The following is a 15889-nucleotide window of genomic DNA, read 5'->3' as shown; positions in this document are numbered from 1 at the left end:
TGCCGCTGCAATCCGATACGCTGAGAATAAGGATCACTGATGCTCAATCCCGTTCACTTGCGAACTCTCGTGGAGGTGATCAGCCACGGATCCTTCGCCGGTGCCGCCAATCGGCTCGGCTACACGGCCTCGGCCGTGTCCCAGCAGATGGCGGCGCTCGAGGCCGCGGCCGGACTCCCTCTCTTCGAACGGACTGCGCGCAGCACTCGGCCCACCGAGGCCGCGCTCGCTATGGCGCGCCGCGCGGCGCCGGTGTTCGCGGACCTCGATGCGGTGCTGCGAGCGGCGCATAACGCCCACGAGGCGAACGTCGACGAGATCACGATCGCCCTCTACGCGAGCCTCGCCCGCGTCGTCGCTCCCGAGATCCTGCACGACCCGCGTCTCGTCGCGACCGGCACCCGTGTGCGCTTCTCCGTCCACGACCCGTCGGCGGCGATCCGAGCGTTGACCGACGGCGACACCCCGGACCTCACCGTCGTCTATCGATGCTCGAGCACCGGACTCGCCTGGCCGGCGACGCTCACCGAGATCGACCTCGGCGTCGAACGCTACCGGCTGCTGCTCCCCCGCGAGTGGGATCTGCACCGCGACGGAGCGGTGCAGGCCGACACCCTGTCCGGTCTGCCCTGGGCCCTGCACCACCCCGGATCGAGCGACGCGACCGTCATGGCCGATGCGTTCCGCACCGCCGGGATCCTCCCGCGCCCCCTCGCCTACGCCGACGACTTCGAAGTCTTCGTCGACCTCGTCGCTTCGGGCTCCGCCGCGGCACTCGTCCCCGAGACCGTCGCGAGCGCGGCGCCGGCGAGCACGGTCGCGGTCGACGCGATCGGCCTGCACTTCTCCCGCAGCCTGCACGCCCTCGTCTCGCCCCCGGCGCCGCGCGCCGCAACCGACGCCGTCATCGAGGCGATGCGGCGCGCCTTCGAGCGGGCGCTCGTGAGCTAGCGGGTCAGGGAGCCGGCCGCGCGAAGAGCCCCTCTGCCTCGAGCCTCAGCCCGAGCGCGAGCACGTCGGCTTCGGTGCGGCCGACGATCTGCACGCCACCGATGGCGAGGGCGGGCAGGTCGAGCGCGGACCACGGCGCTACGAATCGGCCCAGCGCGTCCTGCACGGCGAACTCGTCGGCCCCGACCGACGGCACTGGGCAGCCGAGCGTCGGCGTGAGCACGGCGTCGACTCCGCGCTCGTCCCAGTCGGCGATCAAGGCGGTGCGGCGCCGAGCGAGAGCCGCGAGCGACGCCGAGTGCACCTCCGGCTCGACGCCGGCCGCGCCGGCGAGCTTGCGCGCAACGCTCGGGTCGTACTCCTCGGCCCGAGCGGGGAACCATGCCGCGTGCGTGCGCGATGCCTCGAAGCGGAATGCGGGCCAGAATTCGTCCTGCACGCGGTCGAGCCCGGCGTAGTCGATACCGGGGTCCGGATCGATGCGCGCACCGATCTTCTCGAGCGCCGACCCGAGCCCGTCCAACCCCGTGCACTGGTTCAGCGCGTGCGCCATGCCCGTCGCGGGGTCGACGTCGAACCCGATCAGTCCGATCCGCGGCCCCGGCGAGGGTTCCCGGTCGAGTAGCGCCCCGTTCCGGCGCCGGTCGCGGGCGCCCGCAGCGGGTCCCGGCGCTCCGTCGACCAGGACATCCCAAGCGAGCACGACGTCGGCGACGGTGCGAGCGAGCGGCCCGACCGCGTCGAAGCTCGGGCAGAGGGGGCGCACTCCCGCCTGATCGAGACTTCCGGTGCGCGGGCGCAGACCGACGACCCCGACGCACGCGGCGGGCATCCGAATGGATCCCGCGGTGTCGGTGCCGAGCGCGAGGTCGGCGATACCCGCGGCGAGCGCAGCGGCGCTGCCTCCGGAGGATCCGCCTGGGATTCGGTCGGGCCGCGCTGGATTGGGCACGGCGCCGAACCAGGGGTTCGCACTCGTCGTACCGTAGGCGAACTCGTGCAGGTTGACCTTGGCGACAGTGGTCGCACCACGCTTCTCGAGCGCCGAGACCACGGGCGCGGTCGCCGAGGCGACCTCTACCGCGATCCGTGAGCCCTGGGTCGTCGGGACGCCCGCGATGTCGATGTTGTCCTTCACCGCGAGGCGCAGGCCGCGCAGCACACCCCGGCGCGCGCTGCCGGCAAGTCGCTCGTCCTCGTGGAGCGCGAGGATCACGATCCCGTCATCACCCTCCGTGGTCGGCCGCTCCATCGCTCCCCCTCGTTCCGATCCGCGTCCGTTCCCGGCGCTCGGCTCACGCTAGCAGCGGCACCCGCGGCACGTCGCGCCACGAGGCTCACCGTTGCTGCGGCTCAGCATCGACGACCCGCGTGCCCGCGGGGATGCGCTGGTGCGCCGCACGGATCTAGCGTGAAGGAACCGGCGTCGGAGCCGGTTGCGAGGCGTGGAGGGAGACGCGAATGGCGGTCATGGGATCCTCCGCACCCGTCGTCGGCGTCCTGGGGGGCATGGGCCCCGCCGCCACCGCGGACTTCTATCGCAAGCTCGTCGAGGCGACGCCCGCGCGCAGGGATCAGGATCACCTCCGCACGCTCATCTGGTCGGATCCCTCGATCCCGGACCGGGCCGAAGCGTTCCTCCGCGGAGGGCCGAGCCCGGTGCGCGGTCTGACCGCGGGCGCCCGTCTCCTCGAGGAGTCCGGGGCGGACTTCATCGCAGTGCCCTGCAACACGGCGCACCTGTTCCTCGCCGCCGTGCGGCGACGGGTGGGAGTACCCGTGCTCGACATGATCGGCTCGACGGTGGACGAGATCCTGACCGCCGTGAGCGGTGCCGAGCCGCCCCCCGGCGCGGTCGCGGTGCTCGGAACCGCGGCGACGATGGCGAGCGGGATCTACACGGATCGACTCATCGGCAACGGTGTCGCAGTCCTCCATCCGCGGGACACGGAGCAGCACGCGGTCATCGCCGCAATCACCGCGGTGAAAGCGGGCGAGATCGAACGCGGAGTCGGGCTGCTGGCACCGGTCCTCGAAGCGCTCGCACGGGGCGGGGCGACGCGGGTCGTCACCGCCTGCACCGAGCTGCCGATCCTGAGCGAGCGGATCGATGCCGGCCCTCGGATCGTCGATCCGACGGCTGCGCTGGCTCGAGCCTGCGTCCGCTCGGCGCTGGCGCTCCCCGTCGCCGCCGTGCGGTGACGGGGAGACCTGCCCGCTCACTCGAATCTGGTCGCCGCCGCACCGCGCCCCGGCCGCGAGGCGGCGAAGGCCACGGCGACCGCGAGACCGACGAGCAGCAGGCACACGCCGAGCACACCGAACGCCTCGGGATCCGGAACGGAGACCGTGCGCCGCCCCTCCGACAGCCCGGTCACGAGCCCCCACGCCGACAGCCATCCGAGCCCGATGCTCGGCACGATCACCGCGAGCAGCGGCACGGCCGTCTCGATCACGATCATGCGCCTGATGAGCCGTGCCGGCGCACCGCTCAGCCGGAGCAGGCCGAGCACGCGTCGCCGATCGATGATCCCGGCGGCCGTCGAGATCGCGAGCGAGATCGCCGAGATGGCGGCGGCGATGAGCACGCCGATCCCCGCGAGAATCGAGTACCTCGCGGCCCAGCTCGCCGCTCCGATGCCGATGCCGGCGTCCTCGGCGCGCGTCGTCGGCCCCGCCTGCAGCGGGAGGTCGGATTCGACCACGGCGGTGCGGGCCCGATCGAGCGCGGCCGCGGAGCCGTCGGTGCCGATGAGCACCTGCATGGGATTCATCGCCATCGCGGCCGCCGCCGAGACGGTCGAGATACGCGCGGGTTCACCGGTCACCTCGAAGTTGCCGAAGTACCCGCCCGGGTCCTCGATCGCGACGAACTCGGCGTCGGGGGCGGGGTCGAGCCCGATCGCGCGGGCACCTTCGGCAGGGATCACGAGGCCCGAGATCTGCTCGGTCCCCTCGCCGGTGACGCCCTCGAAGGAGCGCCCGACGAACGCGGCGTTCACGCCCGGCGTCCGCGCGATCTGCGCGAGACCGCGTTCGAGCCGCGCGTCGGTGTCCGGCTCGCCCGGCGCGACGGAGGCGACGAGCACGTTCGGGCTCAGGAGCTCCGCGGGCGGGGCGATCGCGAACTCCGCCTCGCGCTCCGTCGTCGCCCCGACGACGAAGGTGGTCACGACGAAGAGCGCGAGCGCCATGCCGCCGACTGCGCGGAAGGTCGCGCGGGGGTGCCGGGTGATCCGGTTCATCGCGAGCAGGACCGATGGCCGCCCGCTGCCGCGCGCACCCGCGCGGCTCACGAGCCCGGTCAGGTACGGCCCGGCGAACAGCAGCCCCGTGGTCATCAGCACGAATCCCGCGATGAGCAGCTCGCCGGTGAACGGGATCGGCACCCCGGAGATGGTCAGCACGGTCGTTCCGGCGATCACCGCGCCGCCGAGCACCAGCGGCAGCAGCGAGAGGATCCGCGGGCGACGCTCCTGCCGCTCGCGACTGGCGCCGAGCGGACCGAATCCGGTCCGCAGCGCGGTCACGTAGGCGATCGCGCAGGTGATGGCGGCCACGCCGAGCGCGACGCCCGCTTGAACGCCGCCGGACACCGCGAGGTCGTCGGGGTAGAAGCGCATCCCCTCGACGGGCACCATCGCGGCGACCGGACGCAGCGCCCAGAACAGGCCGACCCCGAGGAGCGCTCCGACGAGGCTCGGCAGCCCCGTCTCGACCGCCGTCGCGCCCGCGACCTGGCTCGGACGCGCCCCGATGAGGCGGATCGTCGAGATCCGCTCGGAGCGCGCGGCCTGCCCGAGTCTGGTGAGGATCACGATGAGCACACCGACCGGGAAGATCACGGCGAATCCGCCCGCGAGGGTGACCAGTTCGTAGCCCTGGCTCGGGAAGGCGAAGGTGCCGAAGCCGTGCACGAGCGTCGCTCCGAGCCGGTTCTTCACCTGATCGACATCGGCGCCGACCACCGCGACGAGCGCGTCGGGGCTCGCGAGCCCCGAGTCGTCGATGGTGCCGATGGGCTTCCCGTACCGGTCCCCCAGCTGGTCGGCTGGATTCGCGGCGATCAACCGTTCGAGCGCCGGCGATGCCAGGTACTCCCCCGGTCGCGGGATCCGGTCGACGCCCGGGATCCGCAGCGCGGTATCGGGCGCCGTCGCGACATCGAGGCGGGCGATCCCGGCGCCCCGGAACGGCTCGGGCGCCGCTCCCACCCGGCCGCTCGTGACCGCGATGGCCTCGTCCGGTCCCAGTGGTTCCGTCCGCTCCGCGTTCGCGTGCTCGCCCGACAGGTAGGTCCAGGTCGAGCGCTCGTTGCGGCTGTTGAGCCCGTTGTAGGCCGCCACGACGAGGAGCATGAGCGCGACGCCGACGGCGACCCCCACGGCGACGCCGGCGAGCCGGCCGCGCCCCGACCGCTCGGTGCGGGCGAACAGCCAGCCGAGACGGAGCGCGTTCACGCGAGGATCCCGACGCCCGAGATGCGTCCGTCGCGCACCACGACCTCGCGGTCCGCATAGGCGGCGACGCGGGGATCGTGGGTGACGATGACCACGGTGGCGCCGGTGCCCTTCGCGAGCTCGAGCAGGGTCGCCATGACCTGCTCGGCGGAGAGCGAATCGAGCGAACCGGTCGGCTCGTCGGCGAAGACGATGCGCGGTGCGGTCACGAGCGCACGCGCGATCGCGACGCGCTGCGCCTGCCCGCCCGACAGTTCGCCGGGACGCTTGCCCGCGTGGTCCGCGAGACCGAGCTGCGTCAACCAGGACTTCGCCTGGCGCACCGCCTGCCGACGCGGTCGACCGGCGATCAGCAGCGGGAGCGCCACGTTGTCGAGCGCGGTGAGGTCGGGCAGCAGCTGTCCGAACTGGAACACGAAGCCGAACTCCTCGAGCCGGAGCCGGGCCCGATCGGCCTCCCCCAGCTCGCTCACGAGCGTGTCGAGGTAGTGCGCGGATCCCTCGTCGGGCGCGTACACGCCTGCCAGGACGTGCAGCAGCGTCGATTTTCCGGATCCCGAGGGGCCCATGATCGCGAGCACCTCGCCCGCGCGCACGTCGAGATCGACGCCATCGAGCGCCGTGTCGAGACCGAAGCGCTTGCGGACGCCGCGGAGCCGCAGGATGGGAGGTGCCGAGCTCACGCGCGCACCTCCTCGCGGAGCGCGCCGAGGCGCGCGGAGGTGAGGTCGATCCAGCGCAGATCGGCCTCGATGTGGAACAGCGCGTGGTCGCACAGCAGCACCGTCGGCAGATCGGATCCGATCTTGCGCTTGGTGAGGTCGCGCATGCGCGCCAGGTGGCCGGAGCGCTGCGCGTCGAGCAGTCGTTCGGCGTCGTCGTCGAGGAGCAGCGCGATCACCGTCTTCGCGAAGAGGTCGCTCTGGAGCGCGGCCGAGGGCACCTCGACGGCGAAGAGCCATTCGGCGATGCGCTCCCGGCCGGCGGGGGTGATCTCGTAGCGCTTGCGGTCGGGGCCGCCGCCGGCCTCGTCGCCGAGCAGTTCGATCAGACCGTGCTTGAGCAGGCGCGCCAGGGTCGCGTACACCTGCCCGAAGGCGAGGGGCTTCTCGGCGCCGAACAGCCGGTCGTAATCGTGCTTCAGGTCGTACCCGTAGCCCGGCCCCGTCCCCAGGATGCCGAGCAGGGCGTTCGAACTATTCATTCCGCTCATACACCGAGCGTATACACCGAATGTATAGATGCGCAAGTCATGGGTGATGAGCCTGGTCGGGCTAGGCTGAGCCCATGCCCAGCCGGCACGTCTCCCTCCCCCGAGTCCCCACCGCAGCCGACGAGCGCGCCGCGCTCGAACAGAGCCTCGCCGCGCTCCGCGACGAGCTCGAGCTCCCCGACGAGTTCTCGCCCGAAGCGCTCGCCGAGGCGGCGTCGACGCGCCCCGAGGACCCGGGGAACGACCTGCGCGACATCCCGTTCAGCACGCTCGATCCCCTCGGGTCGAAGGACCTCGACCAGGCGTTCCACCTCGCGAAGAGTCGCCGCGGCGTCACGGTGCGCTACGCGATCGCCGATGTACCCGGCTTCGTCCGTCCGGGCGGCGCCCTGGACGCCGAGGCCCGCCTCCGCGGGCAGACGATCTACCTCCCCGACGGCTCGATCCCCCTGCACCCCCGCTCGCTCAGCGAGGGGCGCGCATCGCTCCTCCCCGCCGAGGAGCGCCCCGCCTACGTCTGGACGATCGAGCTCGACGCCGATGGCGCGCAGACCGACGCCCGGGTGGAGCGCGCCCTGATCCGCTCCCGCGCGCAGCGCGACTACGCGAGCGCCCAGCGGGAGATCGACGGCGGCCGGGCCGACGAGCAGCTGCTCCTGCTGCGCGAAGTGGGCGAGCTCCGCATCGCCCAGGAGCGGGCACGCGGCGGGGCGAGTCTGCCGATGCCCGAGGAGGAGGTCGTCGAGGACCCGGCGGACGGGTATCGGATCGAGCGCCGGAGCGTGCTCCCCGTCGAGGACTGGAACGCCCAGCTCTCGCTGCTCACGGGCATGGCCGCTGCCGAGCTCATGCTCGCGGGCGGCATCGGGATCCTGCGCACCATGCCGAAGCCGGACGAGGCGGCCATCGCCCGCTTCCGATCGCAGGTCGCCGCGCTGGGCCACCCGTGGGCGCCCGACGTCGAGTACGGCGAGTTCCTGCACGGCATCGACGGCGCGGCGCCCGAGTCCGTGCCTCTGCTGCAGGCGGCCTCGGCGCTGTTCCGCGGCGCCGGCTACACCCCGTTCGACGGCGCCGTCCCCGAGCAGCCGTCGCAGGCGGCGATCGCCGCGCCGTACGCCCACGTGACCGCTCCCCTGCGCCGCCTCGTCGATCGCTGGGGCCTGGCGATCTGCGCGGCGATCAGCGCCGGAACCCCGATCCCGGAGTGGGCGCGGACGAGCCTCCCGGAGCTTCCGGAGCTGATGCGTGCTTCGGCTCAGCGCGCCTCACGAGCCGAGGCCTCGGCGCTCGACCGCATCGAGGCGGCGCTGCTCGCGCCGAGCCTGGGCGAGCTGCGCACGGCCCTGGTGGTCGACGCGAGCCCGAGCCGAGCCCGCCTGCTGCTCGACGACCCGCCCGTCGTCGCGAGCGCGGAGATCGCCGACGCGACGCCCGGGACCCGGATCGAGGTGCGCGTGACCGCCGCGGACATCGCGACGGGCAGGATCTCGCTCTCGGCCGCCGAGGCCGACGACGCGGAGCCGCTCGCCGCTACAGCGTGACGACCTCGGGGCTCCCCGACTCGGCGTTCGGCATCTCGGCCGCGATCCGATTGGCCTCCTCGATCAGAGTCGCGACGATCTCGTGCTCGGGCACGGTCTTGATGACCTCGCCCTTGACGAAGATCTGGCCCTTGCCGTTGCCGGACGCGACACCGAGATCCGCCTCGCGCGCCTCGCCGGGGCCGTTCACGACGCAGCCCATGACGGCGACGCGCAGCGGCACGCTCATGCCCTCGAGGCCCTTCGTGACCTCTTCCGCCAGCGTGTAGACGTCCACCTGAGCCCGACCGCACGAGGGGCACGAGACGATCTCGAGCTTCCGCTCGCGCAGGTTCAGCGACTGCAGGATCTGCAGACCGACCTTGACCTCCTCGACCGGGGGCGCCGACAGCGAGACGCGGATCGTGTCGCCGATGCCCTCGGAGAGCAGGATCCCGAACGCGGTCGCGCTCTTGATCGTGCCCTGGAACGCGGGACCCGCCTCGGTGACCCCGAGGTGCAGCGGCCAATCGCCGCGCTCGGCGAGCTGGCGGTACGCCTTGACCATGACGATCGGGTCGTTGTGCTTCACCGAGATCTTGAAGTCGTGGAAGTCGTGCTCCTCGAACAGCGACGCCTCCCAGACCGCGCTCTCGACGAGCGCCTCGGGTGTCGCCTTGCCGTACTTCTGCAGCAGGCGCGGGTCGAGGGATCCGGCATTGACGCCGATGCGCAGCGAGACGCCGGCGGCCTTCGCGCGCCGCGCGATCTCGCCGACCTGATCATCGAACTTGCGGATGTTGCCGGGGTTCACGCGCACCGCGGCGCAGCCCGCGTCGATCGCGGCGAACACGTAGTTCGGCTGGAAGTGGATGTCGGCGATCACCGGGATCTGGCTCTTCATCGCGATGATCGGCAGCGCCTCGGCGTCATCGCGGCTCGGGCAGGCGACGCGAACGATGTCGCAGCCCGCGGCCGTGAGCTCGGCGATCTGCTGCAGCGTCGCGTTGATGTCGGTCGTGGGCGTGGTGGTCATCGACTGCACCGAGACCGGCGCGTCGCCTCCCACCATCACGGAACCCACGCGGATCTGGCGGGATGTGCGTCGCGGGGAGAGGACCTCGGGAACCGAGGGCATGCCCAGGTTGATTGCTGCCACGAGCAGGATTCTACCGGCGCGGGCTGTGCGCGCCCTCGAACGCGGGCACGCCGGGCTACGGCGTCGCGTAGTCGGGGGCCGCCGGAAGCCCGAAGAACTCCTCGAGCGTCGTGACCCCGGTGCGCTTCATCTCGGCGGCGAGCTCGGGACCGACGTAGCGCAGGTGCCAGGGCTCGGGCATGAATCCCGTGACGCCCTGCTTCCCCTCGGGGTACCGGATCACGAAGCCGTACTCCGCGGCGTGCGCGGCGATCCACGTGCCCGCCGGCGTCCGCCCGAAGCAGGCGGCCAGGTAGCAATCGCCGAAATCATCGAGGTCGACCGCGAGACCGGTCTGATGCTCCGAGTGCCCCGGCCGCGCCGAGTAGGTGTCGGCCTGCTGCTTCCCGTCGCGCTCCACGTAGCGGTCGTAGAGCGTCACCTGGGTGGCGTAATCGCGGTAGGCGCTGATGATCCGGACCGTGAGCCCGGCCTGCTCGGCACCCCGGATCAGTTGCACCACGGCAGCGGCTGCGGGCGCCCTCAGCGGCTGCGCGAACTCATTCTCGACGCCCTCGGGCATCGCCAGGTCGCTCGGAGCGAAGTCGACGGGTTTCAGGGCTCGTCGCTTGTTGCTCACGACCCAGATCGACTGCGGGTCGTCGATGGAGTGCGCCGCTCGGTCGAAGGCGGGCGTCGTCGGCTTCGGTTTCGGGGCAGGCGACGACGTGCTCGGTGCGGCGCTGCTCGGCTTCGACGCCGAGCGCTCGGGCTCCTGGGCGCAGGCCAGCAGCGTGCTCGCGAGCACCGCGCAGGCGGTGACGGCGGACAGCACCCGGATCCCGCGCACGCTAGCGGGGCTCCAGCTTCACGTCGGGGCCGAGGATCTTCGCGGACGCCTCGGCCTGCTGCGCGGGCGTCACGCCGAAGCGGGTCCGCGACAGCAGCGATGCGGAGTCGGCGAGCGGCGTGATCGACAGGTTCTTCCGTGCGTCGAGCCGGTTCGCCGCCTCGTCCTCCGCGGTCCAGTCGTAGTGCATGTAGGTGAGCACCCCGGTCGGGTTCTGCACGGTGACGGGGCCGCCCGCCTTCGCGCGGGCGAGCTCGAACCCGGCGATCAGGCCCGTGCGCTGGTCGAGCGCGATCTGCGTGTTCAGCATGTTGCCGATCGAGTACCAGACGAGGGTGCGACCGCCGCCCGAGCGATCGAGCCAGGCGACGGGCTGCAGCACGTGCGGCCCGGTCCCGATCACCACGTCGGCCCCGAGGTTCGCGACCTTCTGCGCGAACCCGCGCTGCTGATCGTTCACCTCGTGCGAGTCCTCGGTGCCCCAGTGCGCCGACACGATCACGACGTCGGCCTGCTTCCGCGCCTGTGCCATCAGCTGCGCCACGAGGGCGTCGTTGCTCATGAGGTTCAGGGAGACGCCGTCGATCGGCGCGTTCGAGTACTCCGCGAACGAGACGAGGGCGATCTTCACGCCGTCCTTCTCGAAGATCGGGACCGTCTGCTGCTCCTGCGCGCTACGGTTGGCCCCGTCGACGATGGCGGGCTTCAGCGCGTCCCAGGCCTTGCGGGTCGCGGCGATCCCCTCGACCCCCTTGTCGGCGGTGTGGTTCGTCGCGGTGTTCACGAGGTCGCAGCCGACGGTCTTGCGCAGGTCCCGCGCGAACTCGGTCGGCGCGTTGAACGTCGGGTAGCCGCTGATCCCGAACTCCACGCCGGCGCTCGGCACCTCCTGATTGCAGAAGCGGACGTCCGCAGCGTCGAGCTCCTTCGTGATCCCGGTGAAGAACTGGCCGTAGTTCCAGGTGCCGTCGGCCTGCTTGGCGTTCTGGTTGACCGAGTCGTGCGGCAGCATGTCGCCCATCGCGATCACCGAGATCGGTTTCGGGACGTCCGGAGTGGTGGGCTTCGACGAGGCGCTCGGCGACGGGGTCGCGGAGGAGGAGGCTTTCGGCTTCGGCTCGACGGGGTGCGGCATGAACGCGAACGCGGCGGCCGCTCCCCCGCCGATGAGCAGGAGCGCGACGACGCTCAGCGTGATCGCGAGCCGGGTGCGGCGGGCCGGCCGGCGACGGGCCGGTGCGACCAGGTTCGGATCGTCAGACATGCGACCACACTACCGAGCGCCGCCTGGGCGCCTCCGAGCGCGACCGGCGTTCCGCTCAGCCGAAGAACGAGATGGGCTTCACCAGGTCCGCGTAGACGAGCAGCACGGTCATCGCCCCGAGCACGATCACGACGCCGAAGGTGATCGGGACCATCTTGGCGGTATCGACGGGCCCCGGATCGGGCTTGCGGCGCAGGCGGGCGATGCCGCGCTTGATCGCCTCGTAGATCGCACCGGCGACGTGGCCGCCGTCGAGCGGCATGAGCGGGACCAGGTTGAACACGAACAGCGCGACGTTCAGCGATCCCAGCAGGCCGAACATGACCTGCGCCTTCGCCGCGACCGGGGCGTCGGTGCTCACGATCTCGCCCGCGAGGCGTCCGACTCCGACGACGCTCATGGGGCCGTTCGGGTCCCGCTGCTCCGGCCCGAAGGCCGCGTTCCACACGTCGACCATGCGCTGGGGAAGCCCGACGACGACCCCCGCGACGCGCACGACGTTGTCGCCGACGAAGCCGGGCACCTCGGTGATCGGCTGCTGCACGAGCTCCGACGCGGGAGTCGCGCCGACCATGCCGACCTGCTCCGTCTTCGCGGAGCCGTCGGAGTTCTTGACCGTCTGACCGTTCGCGTCGGTCACGACGCGCGTGTTGGTGACGGGAGTGAGCGAGAGCTGCTTCGTCTCGCCGTCGCGCTGGATCTCGATCGAGAGGGTGCGGCCGGGCGATGCGCTGACGGTGTCGCGGAACGCGTTCCAATCGCGGACCGAGGTGCCGTCGATCGACAGGATCTTGTCGCCGGGGCGCAGACCGGCCGCGGCCGCGGGCGCTTCGGGGTCGTTCGCGCTGCAGGCGGTCTCCCCGCTCTGCGACGCGGACTTCAGGCACTCGTTCACCGAGCCGAGGGTCGTGCTATTCTGCGGCACGCCGAACCCGCACAGCACGATCGCGAAGAAGACGAACGCGAGCACGAGGTTCATGAACGGCCCGCCGAGCATGATGATGATGCGCTTCCAGGACGGCAACCGGTAGAAGGTCCGCGAGTCCTCCCCCACTTCGATGGTCTCGGCGCTCGCGAGCCTCGCCTCGTCCACCATGCCGGCCACGCCCCGGCGCGGCGCGCCCTCCTGGACCACGGAGTTCAGGAACCCGGTGGTCGACTCCCGCGGAGCCTCCCCCGGTTTGGACGGCGGGAACATGCCGATCATCGAGATGTAGCCGCCGAGCGGGATCATCTTGACGCCGTACTCGGTCTCGCCCTTGCGACGCGACCAGATGGTGCGTCCGAAGCCGATCATGTACTGCGTGACCTTGACCCCGAACAGCTTCGCGGGGACCAGGTGACCGATCTCGTGCAGTCCGATGGACACGGCGAGCCCGACGAGGATGATCAGGATCCCGAGCACGTAGAGCAGCACATCGAACACCGGTTCAGCGTACCGCCCGCGCGCTGTGGTCGGGCTGTGGCCGGGATCCGGAGCCGCTGCGAATCGCGGCGACTACACTCCGAGCATGAGCACCAGGCCCGAAACGATCGAGTTCCTCATGGATCAGCTCGGCCGCGCGCCGATCTTCCGCACCAAGGCCATGTTCGGCGAGTACGCGCTCTATCGCGACGAGAAGGTGATCGCCTTCATCTGCGATGACGAGCTGCTCATCAAGCCGACGCCCGAGGGGCGAGCGTGGCTCGAGGGTTTCGGTCCGGTCGAGGAGTCCGAGGCCTACCCCGGTTCGAAGATGTACTACCTGATCGGCGGCGACCGCTGGGAGGATCGCGACTGGCTCGAGGAGCTCACCCGGGTGACCGCGGACGCGCTCCCCGCGCCGAAACCGAAGAAACCCCGCGCGCCGAAGCGGTAGCCGCCGTCCTCCCGAGCGACGGAGGAGCCAACCGTCATCCTGCGCGACGGAGGAGTCGCAGGATCAGCGCCGCCCCGCGCGCGCCGAGATGACGATCTGCGCGCGCTCGCGCGCCCAGCGCTCGATCTCGGGCAGCGCGTCGAGGGTGAGCTGGGCGGGCGCTTCGTGCGCCTCCAGCACGTCGCGCACGGTGTCGACGATGTCGAGGAAGCCGATGCGCCCGTCGTGGAACGCATCCACCGCTTCCTCGTTGGCTGCGTTGTAGACCGCGGGGTAGCTGCGTCGGGCGCGCCCGACCTCCTTGGCGAGGTCGACGGCGGGGAACGCCTCGGCGTCGAGCGGCTCGAAGTCCCAGCTCGTCGCGCGGGTCCAGTCGATCGGTGCGCCGACGTTCGCCAGGCGGCCCGGCCAGGTGAGACCGAGCGCGATGGGCAGACGCATATCGGGCGGCGAGGCCTGCGCGATGGTCGATCCGTCGATGAACTCGACCATCGAGTGCACGATCGACTGCGGGTGCACCACCACCTCGATGTCCCCGTACGAGACGCCAAAGAGCAGGTGCGCCTCGATCACCTCGAGGCCCTTGTTGACCAGGGTCGCGGAATTGGTCGTGACGACCCGTCCCATGTTCCAGGTCGGGTGGTTCAGCGCTTCCGCCGGCGTCACGTCGCGCAGCGATTCGCGGCTCCGCCCGCGGAACGGCCCGCCGGACGCGGTGAGCACGAGGCGTCGCACCTCGTGCTCGGAGCCGGAGCGGAGCGCCTGCGCGATCGCCGAGTGCTCGGAATCGACCGGGACGATCTGGCCGGGCGCCGCGAGCCCCGTCACCAGATCGCCGCCGACGATCAGGGATTCCTTGTTGGCGAGGGCGAGCGTGCGCCCCGCTTCGAGCGCGGCGACGGTCGGGCCGAGCCCGACCGATCCGGTGATGCCGTTGAGCACCACGTCCGCCGGTACCTCACGGATCAGCTGCACCGCCTCGTCGGCGCCGAGCCCGGTGTGCTCGACGTTGAATTCCTCGGCCTGCGCGCGGACGCGGTCCGCCTGCGACCCCGCGATCAGGCCGACGACCTGGAATCGCGAGGGGTTGCGGCGGACCACGTCGAGCGCCTGCTCGCCGATCGAACCGGTCGAGCCGAGGATGACGATGCGGCGCACGGGATTATCCCTCGTGGACGGTTCCGAGGATGTCGAGCACGAAGACCATGACGTCGTCCGCCTTGTGCCCCTGCTGCTGCAGCGCCTCGGGACCGTAGCCGCCCTGATCCTTCGCGGCCGGGACGACCGAGATGATCTGCGAACCGACCTTCTGCCCCTCGAGCGCCTTCTGGAATCCGCCGATCACACCGGTGGTGAGGAAGTCGGCGGGCTTGCCGCGGCTCCAGCTCGAATCGAACTCCTTGCCCGTGCTCCAGATCACGCCGCGGTAGTTGACGTAGACGCGGTCGCCGGGCTTGACGGTCTCGCCCTTGCCCTCGATGAGCGTGGCGGTCTTGAGGGTCGTCGGAGGCTTGACGTCCTTCGGGATCGTGATGGTCGGCTCGCCGTTCTCGGCCAGCTTCACGGTCGGGAAGCCCTCGGGCGCCTTCTTCGCGGTGCCCTCGGCCTTCTTGAGCAGCTTGCCCTCCGAGAGCGTGCCCGGCTGCTGCTTGGTGACGTCGATGACCGCGACGATCGAGTCGCCGTCCTTGAGGTCGGGGATCCCGAGCGAGGAGGCGGGCTGCCCGTTGGCGAGGTCGCTCGCGGGCATCACCATCGCGACGCGCTGGTCCTTCACCGAGCAGCGCACCGCCTGGTACGCCCAGTTCGGCAGCTGCTGCGAGTCGTTCATGAGCGGGGTCTCGGGGATCGCCTGGACGACCTTGCCGGTGCGGCCGTTGAACAGGGTGACCGCCGCGGAGACGCCGCCGTCCTTCGCCGTGGTGCTGCCCTTGCCCTCGATCAGCACCGAGCGCTCGAGCTCCTTGGCCTTCAGCGGCGTCTTGGAGGTGAGCTTCAGCGTCTTGCCGAAGTCGCCCTCGACCTGGACCGACTTGCTGGCGTCGCCCGCGGGCGTGCAGTCCTTCGGCATGCCGGGGGCCGCCTGAGCGGTGCAGCCGGCGAGGGCCAGGGGCAGCACGAGGGCTGCGGGAATGAGGAGGCTCAGACGCTTCACGAACACGGATCCTTACGGTCGAGGCACGGTTTTCCTCCATCATGCCGGAGTTTCCCCGGCCCCGCCTGAGCGTCGTGCCAGGGACCCGCCGATGATCACCCCGGACAGGCCGATCGGTCACCCGGCCCGGGGGCGCACCTGCGATTAGGCTCGTGACGTGTCCGATCCCGTAGCAGACTCCGCACGCCCCGGGCCCGTCTTCTTCATCGGGCGCGCCGTGCTCCGCCCGCTCCTGCGCCTGCGCTTCCGCCCCCGGGTCTCCGGCCGCGAGCACGTGCCCGTCGCGGGTCCGGTGCTGCTGGCGAGCAACCATCTCAGCGGCCTCGACACGATCCTGATCCCCTCGTTCGCACCGCGCCAGGTGCAGTTCCTCGCGAAGGAGTCGTTGTTCTCCTCGCGCATCGGGGGCTGGTTCTTCCGCGGGATCGGCGCGATCCCGGTGCATCGCTCCGCCGGATCCGCCGCGCAGGCCGCGC

General features: G+C 71.3%; 15 protein-coding genes. 5 read left to right on the top strand and 10 right to left on the bottom strand.

Annotated features, from left to right (window positions below):
- The first annotated feature begins 39 nt into the window (after positions 1-39).
- Positions 40-951 (top strand): LysR family transcriptional regulator, encoded by a 912-nt coding sequence (locus XM48_RS07115; protein WP_052961351.1) that lies wholly within the window; start codon positions 40-42, stop codon positions 949-951.
- Positions 952-955: 4 nt separating this feature from the next.
- Here the strand turns inward: XM48_RS07115 and XM48_RS16885 are convergent, their stop codons facing one another.
- Complete coding sequence (locus tag XM48_RS16885; RefSeq protein ID WP_052961350.1) at positions 956-2203, bottom strand: amidase; 1248 nt, start codon at positions 2201-2203, stop codon at positions 956-958.
- 218 nt (positions 2204-2421) lie between these two features.
- Between XM48_RS16885 and XM48_RS07105 the strand changes: the two genes are divergently transcribed.
- Positions 2422-3153 (top strand): aspartate/glutamate racemase family protein, encoded by a 732-nt coding sequence (locus tag XM48_RS07105; protein WP_084821053.1) that lies wholly within the window; start codon positions 2422-2424, stop codon positions 3151-3153.
- Between the two features lie 17 nt (positions 3154-3170).
- Here the strand turns inward: XM48_RS07105 and XM48_RS07100 are convergent, their stop codons facing one another.
- From XM48_RS07100 to XM48_RS07090, 3 genes are read right to left on the bottom strand one after another with little or no spacing between them, the layout of a single operon-like run.
- A complete protein-coding gene (locus XM48_RS07100; RefSeq protein ID WP_052961349.1) occupies positions 3171-5411 on the bottom strand; it encodes an FtsX-like permease family protein in 2241 nt (746 codons plus the stop codon).
- Positions 5408-6094: an ABC transporter ATP-binding protein gene (locus XM48_RS07095; protein WP_046455106.1), complete on the bottom strand. Its 687-nt coding sequence runs from the start codon at positions 6092-6094 to the stop codon at positions 5408-5410. Before XM48_RS07095 ends, XM48_RS07100 begins: the two co-directional genes overlap by 4 nt.
- Entirely contained in the window at positions 6091-6624 is a 534-nt protein-coding gene (locus tag XM48_RS07090; RefSeq protein ID WP_231580832.1) for a PadR family transcriptional regulator, read from the bottom strand. Before XM48_RS07090 ends, XM48_RS07095 begins: the two co-directional genes overlap by 4 nt.
- Before the next feature lie 74 nt (positions 6625-6698).
- Here XM48_RS07090 and XM48_RS07085 point away from each other — a divergent pair, with 74 nt between their 5' ends.
- Positions 6699-8168, top strand: a complete 1470-nt coding sequence (locus XM48_RS07085; RefSeq protein WP_046455104.1) for an RNB domain-containing ribonuclease — start codon at positions 6699-6701, stop codon at positions 8166-8168.
- On the opposite strand, the gene ispG is transcribed toward XM48_RS07085, so the two are convergent.
- The 4 genes from ispG to XM48_RS07065 all read right to left on the bottom strand — a co-directional run bounded on the left by ispG (position 8158) and on the right by XM48_RS07065 (position 12825).
- Positions 8158-9285 carry a flavodoxin-dependent (E)-4-hydroxy-3-methylbut-2-enyl-diphosphate synthase gene (gene ispG, locus XM48_RS07080; RefSeq protein ID WP_046455141.1) on the bottom strand — a complete coding sequence of 376 codons (1128 nt, stop codon included), beginning with the start codon at positions 9283-9285 and terminating at the stop codon, positions 8158-8160. The two genes, XM48_RS07085 and ispG, sit on opposite strands and share 11 nt — an antisense overlap.
- Positions 9286-9361: 76 nt before the next feature.
- On the bottom strand, positions 9362-10135 hold the full coding sequence (locus XM48_RS07075) for a M15 family metallopeptidase (RefSeq protein ID WP_052961348.1): 774 nt from the start codon (positions 10133-10135) through the stop codon (positions 9362-9364).
- Between the two features lies 1 nt (position 10136).
- Positions 10137-11399, bottom strand: a complete 1263-nt coding sequence (locus tag XM48_RS07070; protein ID WP_046455103.1) for a CapA family protein — start codon at positions 11397-11399, stop codon at positions 10137-10139.
- A gap of 55 nt (positions 11400-11454) precedes the next feature.
- The gene (locus XM48_RS07065) at positions 11455-12825 is read right to left on the bottom strand and encodes an RIP metalloprotease (protein WP_197074166.1); all 1371 of its coding nucleotides are present in this window, start codon (positions 12823-12825) and stop codon (positions 11455-11457) included.
- An 85-nt stretch (positions 12826-12910) separates the two neighbouring features.
- Here XM48_RS07065 and XM48_RS07060 point away from each other — a divergent pair, with 85 nt between their 5' ends.
- Positions 12911-13258, top strand: a complete 348-nt coding sequence (locus tag XM48_RS07060; protein ID WP_046455138.1) for a TfoX/Sxy family protein — start codon at positions 12911-12913, stop codon at positions 13256-13258.
- Between the two features lie 63 nt (positions 13259-13321).
- Here the strand turns inward: XM48_RS07060 and dxr are convergent, their stop codons facing one another.
- Positions 13322-14416, bottom strand: a complete 1095-nt coding sequence (gene dxr / locus XM48_RS07055; RefSeq protein WP_046455102.1) for a 1-deoxy-D-xylulose-5-phosphate reductoisomerase — start codon at positions 14414-14416, stop codon at positions 13322-13324.
- Positions 14417-14420: 4 nt separating this feature from the next.
- Positions 14421-15413, bottom strand: a complete 993-nt coding sequence (locus XM48_RS07050; protein WP_046455137.1) for an FKBP-type peptidyl-prolyl cis-trans isomerase — start codon at positions 15411-15413, stop codon at positions 14421-14423.
- Positions 15414-15570: 157 nt separating this feature from the next.
- Between XM48_RS07050 and XM48_RS07045 the strand changes: the two genes are divergently transcribed.
- The coding region (locus XM48_RS07045) for a 1-acyl-sn-glycerol-3-phosphate acyltransferase (RefSeq protein WP_046455101.1) at positions 15571-15889 on the top strand (319 nt) is incomplete at its 3' end.

The organism is Leucobacter sp. Ag1 (genome assembly GCF_000980875.1).
GTDB classification, from domain to species: domain Bacteria; phylum Actinomycetota; class Actinomycetes; order Actinomycetales; family Microbacteriaceae; genus Leucobacter; species Leucobacter iarius.
The sequence above is the reverse complement of the archived record's forward strand: the minus strand, read 5'-3'. Positions and strand labels throughout refer to the sequence as shown.